The organism is Sorangium sp. So ce281, assembly GCF_051527395.1.
Classification (GTDB): domain Bacteria; phylum Myxococcota_A; class Polyangia; order Polyangiales; family Polyangiaceae; genus Sorangium; species Sorangium cellulosum_B.
Map to the genome: position 1 here is coordinate 7,599,140 of NZ_CP150322.1, position 19,757 is coordinate 7,618,896.

Annotated in this window: 17 protein-coding genes; 12 read left to right on the forward strand and 5 right to left on the reverse strand. The window is 72.2% G+C overall.

Annotated elements, in window-relative coordinates:
- Positions 1 to 80: 80 nt before the first annotated feature.
- Both WMF27_RS28775 and WMF27_RS28780 read left to right on the forward strand, forming a co-directional pair.
- A complete protein-coding gene (locus tag WMF27_RS28775; protein ID WP_437943160.1) occupies positions 81 to 3,797 on the forward strand; it encodes an FG-GAP-like repeat-containing protein in 3,717 nt (1,238 codons plus the stop codon).
- A gap of 817 nt (positions 3,798 to 4,614) precedes the next feature.
- A complete protein-coding gene (locus WMF27_RS28780; RefSeq protein WP_437765670.1) occupies positions 4,615 to 4,923 on the forward strand; it encodes a DUF6968 family protein in 309 nt (102 codons plus the stop codon).
- A gap of 95 nt (positions 4,924 to 5,018) precedes the next feature.
- Here WMF27_RS28780 and WMF27_RS28785 read toward each other — a convergent pair whose 3' ends face one another.
- A complete protein-coding gene (locus WMF27_RS28785) occupies positions 5,019 to 5,363 on the reverse strand; it encodes a hypothetical protein (RefSeq protein ID WP_437943161.1) in 345 nt (114 codons plus the stop codon).
- Here WMF27_RS28785 and WMF27_RS28790 point away from each other — a divergent pair.
- A complete protein-coding gene (locus tag WMF27_RS28790; RefSeq protein WP_437943162.1) occupies positions 5,362 to 5,670 on the forward strand; it encodes a DUF6968 family protein in 309 nt (102 codons plus the stop codon). The genes WMF27_RS28785 and WMF27_RS28790 overlap by 2 nt on opposite strands.
- Before the next feature lie 825 nt (positions 5,671 to 6,495).
- Complete coding sequence (locus tag WMF27_RS28795; protein ID WP_437943163.1) at positions 6,496 to 7,377, forward strand: hypothetical protein; 882 nt, start codon at positions 6,496 to 6,498, stop codon at positions 7,375 to 7,377.
- Between the two features lie 565 nt (positions 7,378 to 7,942).
- Here WMF27_RS28795 and WMF27_RS28800 read toward each other — a convergent pair.
- A complete protein-coding gene (locus tag WMF27_RS28800; protein ID WP_437943164.1) occupies positions 7,943 to 8,557 on the reverse strand; it encodes an N-acetyltransferase family protein in 615 nt (204 codons plus the stop codon).
- Positions 8,558 to 8,758: 201 nt separating this feature from the next.
- On the opposite strand from WMF27_RS28800, the gene WMF27_RS28805 reads away from it, so the two are divergent.
- Positions 8,759 to 9,388, forward strand: coding sequence for a tyrosine-type recombinase/integrase (locus WMF27_RS28805; RefSeq protein WP_437943165.1), 630 nt, complete (start codon positions 8,759 to 8,761; stop codon positions 9,386 to 9,388).
- A gap of 368 nt (positions 9,389 to 9,756) precedes the next feature.
- Here WMF27_RS28805 and WMF27_RS28810 read toward each other — a convergent pair whose 3' ends face one another.
- A complete protein-coding gene (locus WMF27_RS28810; protein WP_437293727.1) occupies positions 9,757 to 10,035 on the reverse strand; it encodes a helix-turn-helix domain-containing protein in 279 nt (92 codons plus the stop codon).
- Positions 10,036 to 10,200: 165 nt separating this feature from the next.
- Between WMF27_RS28810 and WMF27_RS28815 the strand changes: the two genes are divergently transcribed.
- Entirely contained in the window at positions 10,201 to 10,851 is a 651-nt protein-coding gene (locus WMF27_RS28815) for an RNA polymerase sigma factor (protein WP_437943166.1), read from the forward strand.
- Positions 10,848 to 11,474: a JAB domain-containing protein gene (locus WMF27_RS28820; RefSeq protein WP_437943167.1), complete on the forward strand. Its 627-nt coding sequence runs from the start codon at positions 10,848 to 10,850 to the stop codon at positions 11,472 to 11,474. Before WMF27_RS28815 ends, WMF27_RS28820 begins: the two co-directional genes overlap by 4 nt.
- A gap of 169 nt (positions 11,475 to 11,643) precedes the next feature.
- Here the strand turns inward: WMF27_RS28820 and WMF27_RS28825 are convergent, their stop codons facing one another.
- The gene (locus tag WMF27_RS28825; RefSeq protein ID WP_437943168.1) at positions 11,644 to 14,604 is read right to left on the reverse strand and encodes a hypothetical protein; all 2,961 of its coding nucleotides are present in this window, start codon (positions 14,602 to 14,604) and stop codon (positions 11,644 to 11,646) included.
- Positions 14,601 to 15,701: a beta-ketoacyl synthase N-terminal-like domain-containing protein gene (locus WMF27_RS28830; protein ID WP_437765662.1), complete on the reverse strand. Its 1,101-nt coding sequence runs from the start codon at positions 15,699 to 15,701 to the stop codon at positions 14,601 to 14,603. The genes WMF27_RS28825 and WMF27_RS28830 overlap by 4 nt, the downstream gene beginning before the upstream one ends.
- Before the next feature lie 128 nt (positions 15,702 to 15,829).
- On the opposite strand from WMF27_RS28830, the gene WMF27_RS28835 reads away from it, so the two are divergent.
- The 5 genes from WMF27_RS28835 (at position 15,830) to WMF27_RS28855 (ending at position 19,691) form a co-directional block, all read left to right on the forward strand.
- Positions 15,830 to 16,198 carry a DUF4150 domain-containing protein gene (locus WMF27_RS28835; protein WP_437765661.1) on the forward strand — a complete coding sequence of 123 codons (369 nt, stop codon included), beginning with the start codon at positions 15,830 to 15,832 and terminating at the stop codon, positions 16,196 to 16,198.
- A 4-nt stretch (positions 16,199 to 16,202) separates the two neighbouring features.
- Entirely contained in the window at positions 16,203 to 16,799 is a 597-nt protein-coding gene (locus tag WMF27_RS28840; RefSeq protein ID WP_437765660.1) for a hypothetical protein, read from the forward strand.
- A gap of 9 nt (positions 16,800 to 16,808) precedes the next feature.
- Positions 16,809 to 17,615, forward strand: a complete 807-nt coding sequence (locus WMF27_RS28845) for a hypothetical protein (RefSeq protein WP_437765659.1) — start codon at positions 16,809 to 16,811, stop codon at positions 17,613 to 17,615.
- Between the two features lie 3 nt (positions 17,616 to 17,618).
- Complete coding sequence (locus WMF27_RS28850; RefSeq protein ID WP_437943169.1) at positions 17,619 to 18,647, forward strand: DUF2169 family type VI secretion system accessory protein; 1,029 nt, start codon at positions 17,619 to 17,621, stop codon at positions 18,645 to 18,647.
- A gap of 63 nt (positions 18,648 to 18,710) precedes the next feature.
- Positions 18,711 to 19,691 carry a type VI immunity family protein gene (locus WMF27_RS28855; RefSeq protein WP_437943170.1) on the forward strand — a complete coding sequence of 327 codons (981 nt, stop codon included), beginning with the start codon at positions 18,711 to 18,713 and terminating at the stop codon, positions 19,689 to 19,691.
- Positions 19,692 to 19,757 lie beyond the last annotated feature (66 nt).

Here is a 19,757-nt window from a genome sequence, read left to right on the forward strand (position 1 = left end):
CCAGGGCGCGGTGAAAGCGCCGGTTTCCTGCTGGAGGCGGCGGTTGCCTCGCGCGCGCGAACCGATGGTAGGGTCTCGGCATGCGCTGCACTTGCTTTCCCTCGCTTGCTCTTCTGGGGGCGCTCGGCGGCGCCGCGGCGGGCGCGCTCGTTTCATCCGACGCGTCCGGCGGCTGGCCCCCGCCCGAGTCGGCCAGCGCAGCGGACATGGCCGAGCCCGAGCACTGGCCGAACGACCCGGACTACGGCACGTCGGTCACGCAGAGCGGGCAGTGGGGCTTCTATTCGTTCATCCCGGCCCCGAGCGGGTACGTCCGGCCGGAGGAGTCCGCCGCCGGCATGGCGATCGATCTCGCCTGGCGCTTCACCCAGGGGGACCCGCGCGTCAGGATCGCCGTCGCCGACTCCGGGATCTTCTGGGGAGAGGGGGATCTCCTGGAGAAGGTGTGGCTCAACCAGGGCGAGCTCGCGGCCCACAAGCCACGGCACGCGGACGGCGCGGCGTGCGGCGGCGACGGCGCGCTCGCGGGCTTCGACTGCAACGGCGATGGGGTCCTCTCCGTCGCGGACTACAGGGACACGCCGGAGCTCACGCCCGCGGCGTCGGAGGGGCGGCCGCAGGGCGATCGGAACGGGAACGGCCAGCTCGACGCCGGCGACCTCATCCTCAACTTCTCGGACGGGAGCGACGACGATCAGAACGGCTACGTCGACGACATCGCGGGCTGGGACTTCTTCAAGAACGACAACGATCCGTTCGACGACGCCCGCAACGGCCACGGCACCGAGGGCGCGAAGACGTCGGCCGCGCAGACGAACAACCAGCTGGGCGGGGCGGGCGTGTGCCCGCAGTGCAGGTTCATCCCGCTGCGCGTCGGCGAGAGCCACGTCGCCGACGCGCAGGACCTCGCGAAGGCGCTCCTCTACGCGGCCGACAGCCGGGCCAACGTCGTGCAGTGCCCGGTGACCGCGGTCGACAACACCGGCTTCGTCCAGGCGGCGCTCGACTACGCCCACGCCCAGGGGACGCTCGTCGTCGCGTCGATGGGCAACGCGGGCTCGCGCCACCACAGCGTGCCCGCGACGAGCAACCACGCGCTGCCCGTGAGCGCCGTCCGCTACGACGGCCAGAGCGTCGCGACGTCGACCACGTTCATCGACGCGTCGCCGTGCTCGAGCTTCGGCGGCAACAACGTGCTCGCCGTGTCGAGCCCCGGCTGCGCCAGCGACGCGACCGCCGAGCTCGCCGGCGTCGCGGGGCTGCTCTACGCCGTCGCCCTCGACCGCGGCGTGTCCCTGTCCCCGGGGGAGGTGCAGGGCCTGCTCGTCGCGACCGCCGACGACATCGCCGTGCCGGAGTCGCAGGAGCCCGGGTCGCTGTACCGCTTCTCGCAGGCGGGGTTCGAGCAGCGGTTCGGCCACGGCCGCGTCAACGCGAACCGCGCCGTGAAGGCGCTCCTGGAGGGGCGCGTGCCGCCCGCCGTCGACATCACGTCGCCGCGGTGGTTCGAGGTCGTCTACAAGGATCAGGTCCAGGGCCCGGTGCCGATCGAGGGCACCATCTCGGCGAAGCGGGCGATGGCCTACGACTACTGGGTCGAGTGGGCGGCAGGCGCGCAGCCGCTCGCGGCGGATTTCAAGGTGATCCACAAGGAGACGAACGTCGCGCCGACGGTCGTCACCGGCGCCGAGGGCCCGATCGCCTCCCTCGACGTGCGCACGATCGACACGTCTCACCTCCGCGACCCCGACAGCCCCCACGGCGAGGACGATCGCGCGATCACGGTGCGCGTCCGCGCGAGGGCCCACTACGCCACCGGCAACGTGGAGAGCGAGGCGCGGCGCACGATCCACGTCGGCAGCGATCCGACGCTGGTCCAGGGCTTCCCCTTCCACGTCGGCGACAGCGGCGAAGGCAGCCCGAAGATGGCCGACATCGACGGCGACGGCGTCCGCGAGCTCGTCTACCCGACGGCCGGCGGCGCGCTGCACGTGCTGAAGGTGACGCCCAAGGGGCCGCAGCCGCTGCCGGGGTTCCCGTTCATGACCGTCGCCACCGACGGCCTGCTCGATCAGCCGGCGTCCCCGGCCACGCCCGATTACCTGGGCGCTCCCGCGTACAGCAAGGTGAACAGCGAGCTCGGCCGCGAGCCGATCCTGAGCGCGCCCGCCATCGCGGACCTCGACGGCGACGGCAGGCAGGAGATCGCGATCTCCACCTGGCCGGGCACGATCTACGTCGTCGGCGCGGACGGCAGCGACCGACGGGGGTGGCCGATACGCCTCCCCGAGATCCCCTCCTGCCCCCTCGATCCCGGGGCACCGGCGAGCGCGCCGTGCATGTCGGCGGCCGCGCGGATCGCGCGCGGGGCCTTCGCCTCGCCGGTCCTCGCGGATCTCGACGGCGACGGGCGGCTCGACGTGATCCAGGCGGCGTTCGACGGCACGGTCCACGCGTTCGACAGGGATGGCAACGCGCTGCGCGGCTTTCCCGTCGAGGTGCACTACGCGGGTCCGCTCGCCGAGGAGCCGGCGCGGAGCCGCCTCCTCGCGACGCCCGCCGTGGCCGACTTCAACGGCGACGCGCTGCCGGATCTGCTGGTCGCGTCGAGCGAGCGGCTCGGCGAGGACGGCGAGGCCGGGGCGGTCTACGTGATCGATGGGCGAGGCACGACCGCGCCCTCCGGGCCCGTGCTCGCGGGGTGGCCCATCACGGTGCCGTCGCTCTCGTTCGACCCGCTCGCCGCGGAGGGGATCACGGCCTCGGGCGTCGTCGGGCGGTTCGATGGCGCGCTGGCGGGCGTCGTCCAGGGCAACGGCGCGCCGCCGCTCGTCCTCCCGGCCTCACCCGGCGAGCAGCGCGAGCTCCTGGCGACGCCGGCGGGCGCGCTGCCGCGGGCGAGCGGCGGCTCGCCCGCCGGGCTCGACCCGACGTTCGGTCCCCTCTCGCCCGCCGCCGGCGCACGGACGATGATCCCGCTGCTGTCGCAACCTGCGCTCGGCGACATCGATCAGGACGGCACCCCCGACGTCATCGCGGCGGGCGCCTCGAGCGCGGCCGCGCTCGCCCTCGCGGGCGCGCAGGGGGCGACGCAGCCGGGGCCTCACCTGCTCGCCATCTGGAGCGGCAGGTCGGGCGCGATGCTGCCTCGCGCCCCGTTCGTGCTCGAGGACTACGCGATCTCGGGCAGCCAGGCGGTCGTCGATCTGAACGGCGACGGCTACCCCGAGGTGCTGAGCGGATCGAGCGGCTACTTCCTTCACGCCTTCGACGGGTGCGGCCGGGAGCCGCGCGGGTTCCCGAAGTTCACCGGCCAGTCGATCACCACGACGCCCGCCGTGGGCGACCTCGACGGCGACGGCACGCTGGAGATCGCCGTGGGCACGCGCGACGGCTGGCTCTTCGCCTGGCACACCGAGGCGACGACGGGCGCGCTCATCGCCTGGGAGAGCCTCCATCACGACAACCAGAACACGGGCAACCTCGACACGCCGCTCGGGCAAGGGGTCGCGCGGACGGCGCCGCGGCCGCTCACGGTGGACCTGTGCGAAGGCCCGCAGCAGGCCCCGCTCATCCTCCAGCTGGGCGGAGGCTGCGCGTGCGAGGCCGCGGGCGCCGAGCCGCGGAGCGCGTCCGGCGCTCGCGGCGCGGGCGCGGCGCTGGGCGCGGCGCTGCTCGGGGTGATGGCGCGGTGGGGGAGGCGGCGGAGGCGGGGCTGTTCACCGCGAGGTGACCTCGACGCCGCGGCCGCCTTACCTGCACGGGCGCCATGCACGCCGCGCAGACGCCAGCGCTGAGCGGGCCGACCTCCGCCCGCCGGTGACGGACCCGGCGCACGCCTCGACGCCAGCGACGGACCCGAGCTCGCCGACGCACCTCTCGACGCCTCGGCCGCGGAGCTGCTCCAGCTCGGCCCACAGCTCCCTCCCGGACATCCCACGTCGTCGCCCACACAGAGGAGCAGAAAGAGGAAGGGCGGTCGACGTGGAAAGAGGCTGGTGGGAGCCGCGGTGAGAACCAAGAGGACGGTTCCCGACGTGACCTGTTCATGTCCTAAAATCTTTGGTTTCTAGTTCGGAAGAGATGCGACACGCCTCAGGGAAGCACACATGAGCCCGGCACGCCGATCGCAATGGACGCGGCATGCAAACAATCACCACCGCCATCACAACAGCTTTCATTCTCTGCTCCGCCCCTTCATGCACAGTTGACCCAACACCAGAATCAGAGACCGCATTGAACGAGGAGGCCCTGGAGTCTGAAGAGTCGATCACAGCAGAAGAAAGGTGTTACAACGCGGTAGACGACGGCGTCAACATCTGGACTCTCATGTGCGGCGCAGCGGTAGATATCTATTTAACACGTCCACAGGCAGGCCACTGCCATTCGGAGAGCAACGAAGGACGAGCCGCGGGCTACAAGAAGTGCCGTTCCAGTTGCCCTACGGCATGCTTCGCGCTTTCGACGCGATGGGAGCTTTACTGTGAAGAGCGCTCGCCGTTCCTCATGAAGAGCATCTGCGAACAGGCGCGTCAGAACGGGCAGAGCAAGCGCCTGAGCTCCTGTTGAGCTAGGGCGCTTGACATCGCTGAAGAGGGCGCTAGCTGGTGGGGTATGCCGGACGTGATCGCGGAACGTACCATTGAGCTGACACTTCCGAGCGGGACGCAAGAAAGCATCCGAACTCGAGTGTGGGCACCCGAGTACAGTCCATCTCTTCGGAGCTGGGTCGCGGATGTGGAAGTCGCTGGAGCGGGGCACAACCATAAGACCCACGGAACCGGCATCGATGCTTTCCAGGCGCTGTACAGCGCGCTCTTTTTAATCCCGGTGATGCTCGACCACTACAAGGAAGATGGCCGGCTCTCGTGGCTCGATGCGGAGTGGCTCGGGTTCCCAGAGATCAAACTCACTGAGCCATGACTCCGGCGCGCTGACGCGCGAACGCGGCCGGCCAAGGGCGAACCGCTGGCCACAATAAGTAGTGTTCCAGCTGGCCTACAGCATGCTTCGCGCTATCAAGCCGATGGGATCGCCAGTTGGACATAGACGGCGGCCCCGCGCGCCGGCGTCCACCTCGATGGCGGCGAGCTCGCCGATGAGGGAAATGACGGCACGCGCGGCGCGCCCGTGCCGCCGACGCCGGCCGCTCCGCCCTCGGGGGCGAGCCCGACCACGTGAACGGTGCCCGCGCCGAGATCGCCGACGCCCACCTCGACCTCCGCGCCCGCGCTGCCGTGGAGAAGGCGCCGCCCAGCTCGCCTCGCTCCCTTGCCGACAGCGCGCCGAGCTCGGGCCAGGGGGGACGCGTCGCTCCCCCTGACCTGGACGCCGCACGGCACCGTCGCTAGCTGGGGGGTCATGCCGGACCCGATCGCTGAACGCACCCTCACGCTGACACTACCGAACGGGAGCCAAGAAAACATCCATGTGCGACTCTGGGCGCCCGAGTACAGGCCAGCAGCCCTGTGCTGGGAAGCTGACGTTGAAGTCGCTGGGGCGGGAGACAGACACAAGTCCCATGGAGCCGGCGTCGATGCATTTCAGGCGCTGTATGGCGCGCTCTACTTGATCCCGACGATGCTATCCAAAGTTGAAGCAGTTGGCCGGCTCTCGCGGCTCGAAATGGATTGTGTCGGGTTCCCGGAGATCGACATTTCGCTGTCATGAGCCCATGGCCTCGTCGATCTCGCCGACGCGCACCTCGACCTCCACGGCCGCTGTTCCGCGGCCGCGCTATCCGCTCGACGCCATGCAGGGCTCCTGGCGGGGGGGCGCCGCGGGAGCGGCGGCTCCGCCGCGGCAGGCGATGGGCCCCCCAGCAGCAGCACAAGCGCGAGGATCGGGCTGTAGAGCAGGCGTCGCATAATCTCACTCCGGAGGCTCGGGGGTGGGAATCGCCCCGCCCGTGGGGGGCGTCCTCTTCCCCACCTCCGAGCCGGAGGCGAAGCGCGCTCTACCCTGTTCGCGCCGCGTGGCCCGGCACCGTGCCAACACCTGCCGGCGGCTCCCCAGCGACCCCGGGACGCGTGCCAGCACCCGCTGGTACGGCTCCCCGGACCTGCTGGTGCGCCTCCTCGGACCTGCTGGTACGGCTCCTCGGAGCTGCTGGTACGCTTCCTCGGACCTGCTGGTACGCTTCCTCGGACCTGCTGGTGCGCCTCCTCGGAGCTGCTGGTACGGCTCCCCGGATCTGCTGGTACGCTTCCTCGGAGCTGCCGGTACGCTTCCTCGGAGCTGCTGGTACGCCTCCTCGGAGCTGCTGGCACGATTCCCGGCCGTCTCGGCGGCGCTGGCCGCGCTCCTGGCCCGCTGGCCGCGCTCCACGGTCCGCTTGATTCGCGCCCCGGCCTGCTGGGACGCGCCCCGGGCGCGCCGGCGCAGCTTCCCCGGCGTCGACATCGTGCTCTCCGGGCGGCCGAGCCCGTCCGGGTCGTGACGAGCTCTACCGTGGTGTTACGCTCGCCCGCTCGCCACCCCCACTGGAGGTAGGTTATGGGAATCGAACTCTCACAAGAACAACACGCTGTCCTGAAGGAGACCCGCGCGGTCGCGACCCCCGCGGAGTTCCAGGCCCTCCTCGACACCGCACGTCCCGAGATGGACCGCATCGTCCGCGAGGTCATGGAGCCGAGCCAACCCGTCTCGACCACCCTCACGGAGCTCCGGGACCTCTATCTGGCCGTCGTCCAGCACCAGGCGCAGCTCGCGAGCAAGGCCTATGGCCCCGAGCGTCGCGCGCTGCTCCGCGGCGCCATCCAGCTCCTCGACACGGCGAACCTCTGGTTCGGCGAGGGCAAGCGCACCGGCGCGTATCAGGTGCGGCCCATCGACCAGGTGATCAAGGCGAGCCGGCCCTGGCGCGCGCGTCTCAAGGCGTTCGCCGACCAGGCGTTCGCGTTCGAGCCGGACGTCGCCGAGCAGTTCGCCGACGTCAACACGAGCGGCACGCTCACCGAGGAGACAAGCGATCTCGCCATGCTGCTCCGGCTCGCCCAGCAGCACCAGGCCCGCCTTGCGCCCGTCGGCCTCACCGAGGACTTCCTGCGCGAAGGCAGCGCGCTGCTCGACGAGGTGAGCGGCCGCGACCTGCTCGGCATCCTCGGGTTGCGCAACCGGGAAGAGGCGATGGTGCTCCGCAACTCCATCGCGACGTATGCCACGCTGCTCGGGAACGAGGCGCGCGCCGCCGGCATCAACGCCTGCTGGGACATGCCCGAGGTCAAGCGCCGCTTCAGCGCCACCTCGTTCCGCAGCGCCCTGCGGCGGCTCCGCCCGAAGCGCCGCGGCAGCGCCGCCGCGGCGGACGAGCCGGCGCCGCCCGAGCCTGCGCCGGGCGAGCCGGCGCCGCCCGAGCCAAACGGCGCGCCGGTCTGACGCCGCGCCGGATCGAGAACGCGGCGCGCTAGCGCTGCGGACCCGCCGTAACCCCACCGTCCTGCTGGCAGGAGCGCCTCGCCCAGCCGGTCGCGCTCCGCCAGGGCCGGGCTCTCCTCCGGGAAGACCAGGTTAATCTGATCCGCGCCCCGCACCTGGCACCGCGCGAAGCCGCCGAGCCGCACCAGGTTCTCATCGGCGCGCGCTGGCCGTTTCGGGAGCGCCAGCGAGGGGCTGCGGCGCCGGTCTTCGGCCTGGGCGCGGCGCGGGCGGGAGCGGCGGGGAGACCGCGCCTGCGCCGAGGGCGCGCGCCGCGGGCGCGCTCGGTGAAAGCGGCGCGCCGCTGCGCGAGGGCTCGCGACTCCGCGCGACGGCGGGCGGCCGGCGAGCCACGCGCGCCGCGCCGCGGCGGCCTCCTTGTGCGGCCGCCGCGCTCGGATCACGAGGCGCGCAGTCGCCCGTGGCGGGCGCAGGCCGAACGGATGGCCGATGAGCCGCGGGCCGAAGGCCCGTCGGATCCATTGGCTTGTTGGACAGCGTCGTACATCGAGAAGAGAACCTTGGTTCAAGGTGTGTAGCCCTTGATTCGAAGGCGAAGTTGCAGCGCGGTGATGCTTCTATCGTCGATACGAAACGCATCGTCGACCCGACCACATTCGATGAATCTGTGCTTGTCATAGAGGCACAGGGCTGCGTGATTGTCAGAGAAGACCCCGAGATCGATCCAATGAAGTGACGCCTCCGCTCGTGCCCAGGCAAGAGCCGTATCCATCAACCGTGTTCCGATGCCTGCTCGCTGAAAACGGCGCTCCACGCCCATGCCCAGCGTAGCGCGATGAAGAGCTGCCCTGTACGTCGCCCCGCGCAGCTCTATATGTGCAACAAGGGCTCCGTCCACCCAGGCACCCCACGTTCGCAGCCAACGGGGATCCGACACTGGCTTGCTCCACCCGTCCGCGCGCTCAGCACGCAGTCTCTCCGCCGTTGGTCCCTCGTCGGCGGTGAAGAAGTGCGACGGTGGCGTCCCACCCTGACCGGACTCGCGCGATTGGCGGATTCGATGGTCCACGTACGTAGCCAAGTCTGGGGACGTGAGCAGCGTGATTCCGGCCTCCATCAGCGCCTTACCTCGCTCGAAAATATGCTGTCCAACGTCGCAATCAGCTGTAACGTGCGACATATCTACGCATTTTCAGATGTAGGCCGCGAACCGTGGCACCCTATCTCCATACTCCGGAGGATAAGCCGCGGCCCATCATGGCCTATCTCCGCAATCCCGCAGATAGGCCGCGACCTTCCGCAGCCTATCTGCGGGATCGCGGAGATAGGCCGCCGCTGCGTACCTGCGTATTCCCGTTGCTAGGTCTCGGACGGCGACGGCGTGTCGTCGCGTAAGATTCGTGCCGACGGCTGGGTACCCATCCGCTTCCACAGGGGCAAGCCCCCACGGCAGATGGGCGCGGAAGAGGTCACGGCCATCCTCGACGAGCTTGCAGTCGCACGCCGCACCGCGGCATTCACGCAGAACCAAGCGCTGTGCGCCCGCCTCTTCCTTTACAAGCGGGTTCTCGACCTGCAGATACCCCGGCTCGAAGCGCTCGAACGCGCACGCCGGCCGAAGCACCTCCCCTCGGTCCTCTCGCGGCAGGAGACGCTCACCTTGCTCGAACACCTCGTCCCGCCTTTTCGGCTCATCGGCGAGCTCCTCTACGGAAACGGCCTCCGGCTCCTCGAAGCGCTTTCGATTCGCGTCAACGACGTCGACCTCGATCGACGACAAATATCGGCATTGCAAAGGGCCGTGCACGATGCCGGACGCGCGGCGGGGCTCGCCAAGCGCGCGACATGCCAACCCCTCCGCCACAGCTTCGCGACCCACCTGCTCGAGGCGAGCATCGACATCCGGACGATCCAGACGCTGCTCGGCCACAAAGATGGGCGGATCACGATGATCGACATCCACATCGTCGACCGTGGCGCTCTCGGCGTCATCAGCCCCCTTGGCCGCTGACCGCCGCGTCAGCGTGGAGCGCCTTGAGCTCCGATCCCACCCCGTCGTGCCGGCCCCACTCATCGTGGAAAGGTAGCGTAGCTGACGGCTGCCCCGCCTTGTCAAGGAGACCAGCGCGTGCTTGTGCGGGCTCCACACCGCACGACTCGAGCTCGGCCGCGGCGTCCACGCCGCGCGCTCGCGATGGGCATCCCCCTCGCCGATCCCGTCATCGTCACGCCCACCGGGGCAGCTCCGTCCCGAAGCAGGCGGGCGGCCCAGGATCTGGGCGCCGGCGTGCCATGGGCGATGCCGCGCGCCACGCACGTGACGTGGGCGCCGCCTCGTTCCGCAGCGGCGTCGAAGCGCTTGCCTAACGTTCGGGATCACTACGCGCGGGGTCGTGCCTTGCGTGGCCGGCCCCGCTTGACCGGCGGTAGCTCCCGCTGGCGGAACAGCACCCCGGGCCGGACGCCGAGCACGTCGGCCAGCCTCACAAGGACGGCCACCCCGACGTTGGTCTTGGCGCGCTCGACCTTCTGCAGAAATCCGAGGGCGATTCCGGCTGCGCTGGCGAGCTCTTGCTGCGTCATGCCGCGCTTCAGGCGGATCCGGCGGACGTTGGCCCCGATGAAGCCGAGCACCTCCTCCAGCCGGGCATCAGGCATGGCGAAGGCGTCGTCTCTCCTGCGACCTGGAATAGAATCCCATATGTCTCATTTGTGTTGGCGTGCTCCCGCCGCGCCACCTAAGCTCCCCACAAGCAAGTGCTGCCCGCGACGGCGCCAACCGCCCGGGCAGCGTGGCCGAACCCCGCACGAACGAGGTCCGACATGGAAACGGTACGTCCACGCCCCGAACAGGGCCAAGAGATCGATCCACCCTCACGCCGCCGCCTGCGCTCCACGGCGCGCGGCCGGCTCGCCCGCCCGTCCAAGCCCCATCGAGAATCGCCGCACCCCGCCGTCTACCTCGACGCCGCCGCGCTCCTCGCGCAGCGCCCGTTCATCCGCAGCGCGCTGCGCGCCCGCGGCGTCCACGCCGCGGATCTCGACGACGTCACGCAGGAGACCGTGCTCGGCGCCTTTTGCAGCATGCGCGCCGGCCGCTTCCGGCCGTCCCCCGATCAGCCGCCGGGCGACGCCTTGCGCGCCTGGCTGGCCGCGGTCGCCCTGCGGCAGGCGTCGCACCACCGCGACAAGGCGCACCGGCGGCACGAGGTGCCCGCGGTCGATCCGGACCGGCTCTCTGCCCTCGCAGCTCCCTCGCCGGAGGAGCGCATCGTCGCGCGCGGGCTGCTCCGCGCCTTCCACCGTCTCCGCGCGGAGCTCCGCGAGGTCCTGGCGCTCACCGCCGCCGGCCTGACGATGCGCGAGATCGCGGCGGAGCTCGCGATCCCGAGGCCGACGGTGGCCACGCGCCTCCGCCTCGCGCGGCGCCTGTTCGCCCGGTCCCTCACCCGCCGGCGGAGGTGGCCCCGATGAGCAGCGCACCCATCGATGCCCCCGCCGAGACGGCGGCCGAGATCCCGACCGCGACCGAGGCTGGCCTGATCGAGATGGTGCTCGGGATCCCGGCCGTGGGGCCGCGCGTCCTCGGCACGGCCGCCCTCCCGTCCCTCGGTCGCCTCTCTCCGGCGGCCATCGCCGAGCGAACCCAGATCGCGCTCGCGGACGCGACCCGGCTCGCGGCGGCCTTCGAGCTCGGCCGCCGCGCCCACGCCGCGCGGGCTCGCCGAGGCGCGCTCCTCACCGACGCCGCCCGCGTGGCGCGGTACTTCGGCCCGAGGCTCGCGCACCTCGTCCACGAGGAGCTCTGGATCGCGGCACTCGACAGCCACGGCCGAGTCCGCGAGGCGCGCATGCTCGCCCGCGGTGTCGACGACGCCCTCTACGCGGGCCGCGCGACCATCCTGCGCATGGCGCTGGACATGGCAGCCATCAGCTTCGTCCTGGCCCACAACCACCCGAGCGGCGATCCGACGCCGACAGCGGAGGACCACGCGATGACCGAGGAGCTGCGCGATCTCTCCTACGCGCTGAACGTCCCGCTCCTGATCCACGTCATCGTGACGCCCAGCGGGCGGTACCACGCCGTCCTCGAGTAGGCAGGCCATCGGGGGGGCCACCAGACCTCCTCGAAGGGGCCCAGCCGGCGTCCTTGGCGCCAGGACGTGGGGGCATTCGACCCCCCTACCCGGGGTTGACCGACCCGAGTCGGGTCGAGCGGCCCGGCACCTCGAAGGCGCGCGCCTCCACGTCGACAGGCGCGGAACGTCACCGGGGCCCCGGCCCCCGGTAATAGGCCGTCAGCTGGAGCCAGCGCTCATAGAGCGGCCGGTCGGAGCTCAGGCGCTGCTGCCACGCGCGATCGGCCGCGAGCCAGGCGTCCTCGCCCGCGATGCCTTGCGCCGCGAGGATCTCGGCGCCCCTCGTCGGCTCGACGAGGCGCCGGGCCGAGATCCACGCGTGCTGCTCGAGCGTGAGGGCCGGCGCGGCGGCCGCTGCGCCTGCGTCCGCCGGCGCCCTGAAGGGCAAGCCGCCGAGGGACCGCCGCGCATCCGCGCTCTCGGCCCCCGCGGGCGCCGCCGGCCTGAACGGCAGCCCACCGAGGGACTGCCTCGCGTCCGCGCCCGCGGGCGCCGGTTCCGCGGCGACGGCTCTCCTGAACGGCAAGACGTCGCGCGGCACGTGCGGCGCGCCGCCCGACACCGGCGGCGCAGGCTCTTCCTCCTTCGGCCGTAGGACCCCGATCTGCGTCGTGGCGAAGGACGGCGCGTCGCCGGCAGGAGCGCCGGCAGGAGCGCCGGCAGGAGGAGCCGAGGAGCCAGCGCGGGACACGGACGCAGGCCCCGGCGAGGGCGCCCCCTCCGCCGGCGCCACGGGCGGCGGGGCGGCGTGCGCCGAGGGAAGCGGCGCCCGCGAGGAGGGCGGCGCGGGCGGGGAGAACGCGGGCGGCACAGGCAGCGGCGGGACGAACGGCAGCGCCCTGTCGCCGGTCGGCCACGCGGCCGGCGGCGCGGGCGGCGGCGCCGTGCCCGGCGGCGGGGCGAACGGGAGCGCGCCCGCCAGCTCCGCCGGCCTGGAGACCGCGATCGTCGAGGCGAACGACGCTCTCGGCACGTTCGCGGGAGGGGGCGGGGCCGGGCGGCTGCGCGTCAGCCCGAACGCCCACCTGCCCGCAGGGAAGCCCTCGTCGCTCACGCGCTCGCGGAGCTCCGCCAGGTGGGCGCGCTGCCGCGCGACCCAGTCGTCGGGCGAGAACGCAGAGGCCATCCCCGTCGCGATCCAGAGCTCGAGCGCGGCCTCGTGGCGGCGCGGCGGCGGCGTCGACCTCGCCTCGAGCTCATCGACGATCGACATCACCGCGAACGGCCTCCCGCCGCGCAGGCGCACCTCCGGATCGAGCCGGCGCGCGCTCCGCCGCAGGTAGGCCTCCCAGCGCGCGGGGTCGGCGACGATCTTCTCGACCTTGCGCACGGGGATCGGCAGCGCCTCTCCCAGGGACGCCGCCTCGACCTCGGGCGGCAGCTCCACCTCCCACGGCTCCTCGACCGTCTCGCGCAGCCCCGCGCCCGTGATCCGCTCGAGCGCCTCGGCAGCCGCCTCCACGAGCGGCTCGTCGCCGGAGCCGAGCAGGCTCACCAGCAAGCCGAGCGCCTCGACGTGCCCGAAGCGCCCGAGGCCGCGCGCGAGCCGCGCGCTCGGCGCCGCGCCGGCGAGGGAGAGCAGCGGCCCGAGGTCGCCCGCGCTCCCGCCGAGGCACAGGAGCCACGCCGCGCCCGCGGCGCGCGCCGGGCTCGCCCGATCCGCCAGCGTCGCGCGCAGGAGCGCGCGCGCCGGGCCGTGCCCCCGCCGCATCGCCGCCTCGGCGCCGGCGAGGAACACGGCGTCGCTGGCCGTGCGCGCCAGCACGCCCTCGATCACCGCGATCGCCTCGTCGCGCGGGCCCGCCGCCGCGAGCGCGCGGACCGCGCGCTCCGCGAGCTCGGGCCGCTCCGACCACGCGAGCCGCGACGCCAGCTCGAACGGCACCGCCTGCCGGAGCGCGAGCACCTCGAGCGCCAGGGCGGCGAGCGGCGCGCGCGGGCCGGCCGCGAGCTCGACCATGGCCGCGTCGATCTCGGGGTTCGGCGCGAGCCAGAGGCCCTCGATCCACCCCGGGTACGTCTCCGGCGCGCTGTGCTTCAGCGTGGCCACCGCCGCGTCGACCGTGTCGCGGCCCTCGATCGCGCCGAGCGCCAGCGCGACGGCGAACGCGCGCCCCGGATCCGGCGCCTTCGCCTCCGCGAAGTAGAGCGACACGAGCGGCAGCGCCGCGGCACCGACGCTGGCGAAGCAGTCGAGGTTGTCGAGCAGGCGCTGCTCGAACGGCTCCTGATCCAGCCATGTCTCGATGGCGTTCGGCCTGCGCAGGTCACGGTGGATGGCGATGTCGTCGAGGCAGTCGCGCCCGAGGCGCCGGAGCATCTCCGCCTCCTCGACCGCGGGCTCGTGGACGAAGCGCGGCGGCTCCTCGGCGGCGGCCTCCGGCGCGGCCTCCGGCGCGGCCTCCGGCGCAGACCGGGCGCCGGAGGCCGCGCCGGAGGCCGCGCCGTCGCCGTCCTCGCCGAGCTTCTTCTCGAGCTCGCCCGTCGCGGCCGCCGCGGCGAACGCCTTCAGCGCGTCGAGCGTCGCGGGCTGCTTCAGCTTGCGCGGCGGCGGCTGCGCCTCGCGCAGCGGGACGACCGGGTCGAGCGGGAGCTCCGGGACGAGCGGGCGCCGCGCGAACGCGTGCAGCGACGGCGTGCCCTGGCTCGCGCGGAAGGGCCGCTCGCGCGGCGGCTCGCTCGACCGGGGGCCGCCGCCCGAGAGCTCGCTCCGGCGCGCGAGCTGGATCTGCGCGACGGCGGTCGCGCCCATCGCGAGCGCCGACGCCGCCAGGTCGAGCCCGCCGATCGCCCGGTCGAGCGCCGCCGCCTCGCGGCGATCGCCGGCCTGCACGAGCAGCGCGCGCGCCTCGCGCACGAGCGCCGCCGCCTCGGTCAGCCCGTCGTGGTGGACCGGCGCGAGCACGTCGCTGTCGAGCACCGCGTAGGCGCACTGCACGGCCCGGCGCAGCCGGTCGCCGACGCCGGCGCGATCCATCTGGAACGGGATCTCGGGCACGAGGGCGAGCGCGTCCTCGATGGACCGCTGGGCGAGCACGGCGGCGTTCTTCCCGGGCGTGGGGGGCGGGGGCGCGCTCGAGGAGCTCATCGGACCGGATCGAGGCTGGTGAGGAGCGCGCCGCGCTCGGGGCCCTCGGCGTGGGCGCCGATGAGGACGCAGTCGGCGGCGGCGCAGCCGGTCTGCCAGCGCGTCGCGGCGATCGCGAGGAGCACCGCGGCGCTCGCCGCGCCGAGGTCGCCGGTCTTCAGCAGCGGCTGATCGTGGATCACGTCGGTCGTGAACGCCTCGTGGGCGCGCGCCACGGCGTAGGTCCATTCGTCGATGCGGTGCCGCTCGTTCACGACGTCCGTCATCACCCATGGAATCCGGCGCGCGGCGGCGCCCACGGGGGCGACCGCGCGCTTCACGGCCTCGGTGATCCCTTGCCCGAGGCAGGGCTCGTCCGAGCCGTACGGTCGCGGCTCGGACGCCACGCCGGCGCCGAGGATCTGGGCCAGGGGGGGCAGCGACGCCGCGCGTCGCCGGGCGGTGAGCAGCGCGAACCCCGCGCCCTCGCCCGGGATGAAGCCGTTCTCGGTCTGCATCGAGTGCAGCCGGAGCTCTCGATCGAGCCATTCGAGCGCGTCGGGATCGAACCAGCTGTCCACGCCGCCCACGGCCACCGCCTCGTGCTCGCCCGCGCGGAGGCGCTCGATCGCCAGCCGGAAGGCCTCGACGCCCCCGCCGCGGCAGCCGAAGACGAGGCCCGAGCGCGCGTGGTCGATCGGGACCTGCGAGCGCGCCTCGAGGCCGAGCAGGAGGTGCGGCTCAAGACGCGCGTCGAGCCCGGGGCGGCGCCGGCTCGGCAGCGCCACGAGGACGGGCAACGGGCGCGCGGCCCGCCCATTCCTGCGCTGCGCGGCCAGCCACCCGAACGCCGCCTGCGTGAGCGCCGGCCCGCCGAGCGCCACGAAGCGGTCGATGCCCATCACGCTATCGCCGATGGAGGGCAGCCGGCACAAGCCCATCGGCTCGCCGTGCTTATCGATGAGGTGAGACGCGCGCGGGTCCGTCTTCAGCGCGCGCACGCTCATCGTCACCTGCAGGGCCGTGAGCCCGTTCGGCGCGCGCGCCCCCACGCCCACGACGACGACGTCGGAGACCGGCAGCGGCGGGTGCCGGGCGGTGGGCGAGGCGGCGGCCATGGCCAGCGCATCCTATCAGCGGGAACAGCGCTGGCGCAGCCACGGTGAAGCGTCCCCGAGCGGCGCGGCGTGGAGCGGCGCTTCCCTCTAGTAGCCGTGCTGCGCCCGGGTACACTCGATTTCAGCGCATGCCCCTTCTCAACCAGAACAAGCTCGTCGCCAGCGTGGCGAGCGGACACACGTCCGTCTCCACGGGGCCGACGGACGTCTGCAAGACACCGACGCCCGGGGGGCCGGTGCCGATGCCGTACCCGAACGTCGCGCTCTCCACGACCATGGGCCCCGGCTACACGACGAAGACGCTCGTGATGGCCACGCCGATGTGGACGAAGAAGGGCAAGAGCGCCGTGTCGAACGGCGACCAGCCGGGCGTCGCGCTCGGGGTCATGAGCAACAAGATCATGGGCATGTGCGAGATCGTGATGGCCTCGAACGACGTCGAGGCCGAGGGCGGCGGGGTCGCCCGCACGCTCGACCAGACGAACAGCAATATCTAGCGTCATGACGCCCCAGGCCGCGGCCAAGCTGATGAACGGGGGCGGCGGGCTCTCGACGTCGGGCGTCAAGACGCCGATGTGCCGCGCGTTCCGCAAGGCGGTGACGGAGTACTGCAAGAAGCCGAAGGGCAAGCGCGGCAAGTTCAACAACAAGTTCTTCAAGCACCTCCGGAAGATCGATCCCAAGCTCGCGAAGCAGATGCAGCGCGAGGTGCCCTTCCTGATGCGGTGGGCAGGCAGGGCGGGGCAGCTCGTCGGCACCACGGCCGACCTCGCGAAGGGTCCGCCGGGCCCGGCACGTATCATCGCCTCCGCGATGGAGGCGGCGTTCAGCAGCACCCGGGGCTGGGACGCGGCCCGAGACGCGGCCTACGCGGCGTACAAGGGCATCGGGAACCGCCGCTTCTACCCGCGCTTCCCGGACGCGATGCTCAACGGCCAGGTCGTGGAGATCAAGGGCCCCGCCGACTACTTCCGGAAGCCGTCCCAGGCAGCGGACTACCAGACCATCTCGAGCCCCAAGCAACCGATCGTGCTGAGCTGCGCGGCGTGCAACGCCAACTGCACCAATGGCCCCGGCGGCGGCTGCCCGGGAGACTGAAGACCACCCATGCCTCTTCTGGATGCCCTCGATTTTGTGAAGACGGATCTCGTCGTGCGCTACCGCGCCAGCGCCGAGCCCCAGGAGCTGTCCATCGACGTGAAGCTGGCGCGCAAGGCGGGCAAGGAACGCGCACCGCAGATCGTCGCGTCGCTCATCGACACGATCACCTTCGGGGCGGCCGGCGGGGCGGAGTTCGCTCCCTGGCTGGGAGATGCCGAGCTCATAAGCGGCCCCTGGGATCCGCCCGAGTCGCTCGGTCCCAGCCTCTCGTACCGGCTGCGCGTCGCGGCGGCGTCGCCGCTGTACATCCGCAGCATGGTCGAGAACCTGCGCGGGGTTGGTTTTCGTAGCAAGGTCAAGTCGATGAGCATCCTCGGGTCCCTCGCGCCGGATGCATCGCCGCTCTCGGTCCACGAGGGCCACGTCCGCGCGTGGCTCGATGACCCGACGGCGCACTGCGGCGCCTGGCCCGAGGTGCCCTTCCCGCTGAAGACGCGGCGCACGGACGAGACGGCCGAGCTTCGCGTCGTCCTCGCGAAGGGCCTGACGCCGAAGCTCCGCGAAGATCTCGAGGTGCTGAGCTACGCGTGGCTGAACGCCGTCGACGACTACGTCGACGAGGACGGCGAGCAGGTCGATCTCCACCGGATCGACCTGCGCTTCCCCACGTTCGGTCGCACCAAGACCGAGTTCCGGGCAAGCTTCAAGGAGTTCCTGCACGTGCGCGAGCCGTCTCGCGCGGTCCTCTCCAACATGCTGGTCCGGTTCCACCACCGCGTCGCGAAGATCGCGGAGGCGGAGATCGCCGTGTAGCCCGTGCTGGAGGTCGTGAACGAGACCGAGGGGCGGCACTTCGCCATCCCCATCAAGGACAAGGCGGGCCGCGAGCACCTCGTGGTCCTCCTCAAGCTCGTCTTCGCCGTCAGCCCCGCGGGCAAGATCGAGCCCGTCGACGACGACACCGCGGAGCCCCGGCTCGTCGACGAGTGGGCCGACGCCGGCGGAGCTGGGGGCGCGGGGAGCATCCTGCGGCCCTCGGATCTCTTCGATTTCAAGCCCGGAACCGACGTCGTCTTCGTCGGGCACGCGCACCCGCCCAGGGGCGGAGACAGCGTCACCTGCGTCGACGTCTCGCTGCGCGTGGGACCCATCGCCAAGGCCGCGCGCGTGCACGGGCTGCGCGTCTGGCAGCCGGCCGCGCTCGGCGGCCTGGCGGCGGGACCGGCGCGCCCCCTCCGCGAGCCGATCCCCATCCTCTACGAGCTGGCGTGGGGAGGGCTCGACCTCTCCGACCCCCAGCACCCGTACGGCGACCCCAGGAACACCGTCGGCCGCGGCGCCGTGCGAGACTGGCGCAGCCTCATCGGGCAGCCTGCAGCGCAGATCGAGCGCCCCGACAGGCCGCTCGGGGGACACGACAACGAGCCATGGGGCCTCGGGGCGATCCACCGGCACTGGCAACCCCGCGCGTCGTTCGCCGGCACGTACGACGCGGCGTGGATGGAGACCAAGGCGCCGCTCTTGCCGGACGACTTCGACCCTCGCTTCAACGTGTGCGTCCCCCACGACCAGTGGTCCGTGACGCCGCTGCGCAGCGACGTCCCGATCGAGGTCACGAACGCCACCCCCGCCGGCGTCTGGCGCTTCCAGCTGCCCCGCGTCGAGCCCGGGTTCACGAGCCAGCCGTCGTCGGGCCGCGAGGCGTCCCACCGCACGCACCTCGACACGATCCTCGTGGACGCCGATCGCGGGCGCGTCGAGCTCACCTGGCGCGCGGCCGTCCCCATGCCACGGAAGTACGAGATGCTCGCGCGGGTCACCGTGGTCGCCAAGCACATCGTCTAGGGTGCGCGCCGCGCCCATCCTCGGTACATTCCCGCCGCCCATGCAGCCCGGAGGCAGACAACGGTGATCGTGTCGTCGGACGCTCCCCTCGCGCTGGACGGCGACGTGCCCGCCGCGTTCGCCACGCTCGCTGTCCACTTTCACCTCGATCCGCTCGGACACGAGGACGCCGGCAGGCTCGAGCGCGCCGGCGAGATCGTGCGGGCCTGGATCGGCGCCGAGCTCCGCTGGTCGTGGCTCACCTTCGCCGACGAGATCACCCCGTTTCGACCGGTGGACTTCGAGTACATGTCCACCTACTGCGAGGATCTCGAGGTCCCTCAGGCCGCCGATCCCGAATCGCAGATCGTGACCAGCAACCTCATCAAGCTCGGGCGTGAAGACTACGGCGTGATGCTCAAGGGCGGGCGCACGAAGGTCGACGCTTCCCCCTGGTCGTTCGCGTTCTGGGCGGAGATCCCCGAGGTCGACGAGGGCACCGTCCTCCGCCCGCTCGGGGTCGTCTCGCTGACCGTCCCCACGAGCGTTCCGCTCGCGGACTTCGCCGCCCGCGTCCACGAGCTCGCGGGCGTCCTGCGGTTCCGCTGGGCGACAGCGGGCCTCGGCTACTCGACCTGGAACGTGCAGGACTGGGAGGCCTCCTCGAACGCCTTGTATGCTCATGCCCGCCGCTTCCCCGGGTTCGACGTCGGCTACTACCACCGCAATCTGGAGGCTTTCCTGGACCGGATCCGGACGGTCAACTGGCTGACGTACCTGGGACCGCGCCTGACGGACGCGTTGCGGCGAAGCGGTCGGTCCCTTTCCTCGTCGCGGCTGGTCGGGGTCGCCGCCGCGGGCGCCGGCGGGGTGGTGCTGCGCGCTGGGGACCGCCCGGAGCCGGGCGACGTCAACCGCCTGAGCTTCCCCCGCTCCTATGTTGAAGCCGATGCGATGGTCCGCCCGATCCGGGCGTCCGACCCTGCCGGCATCGCCTTTCTGGGTCCCTGGGACGAGGCCGGCATCGCCGCCTGGCTGACGCGGTTCGAGAAGCGCGTCGCCTGATCTCAGGAGGCCGTCGCGGAACCCTCGCCCCCCCGTGGACGGCCGCGGCGTTCAGCTCTTCACGTG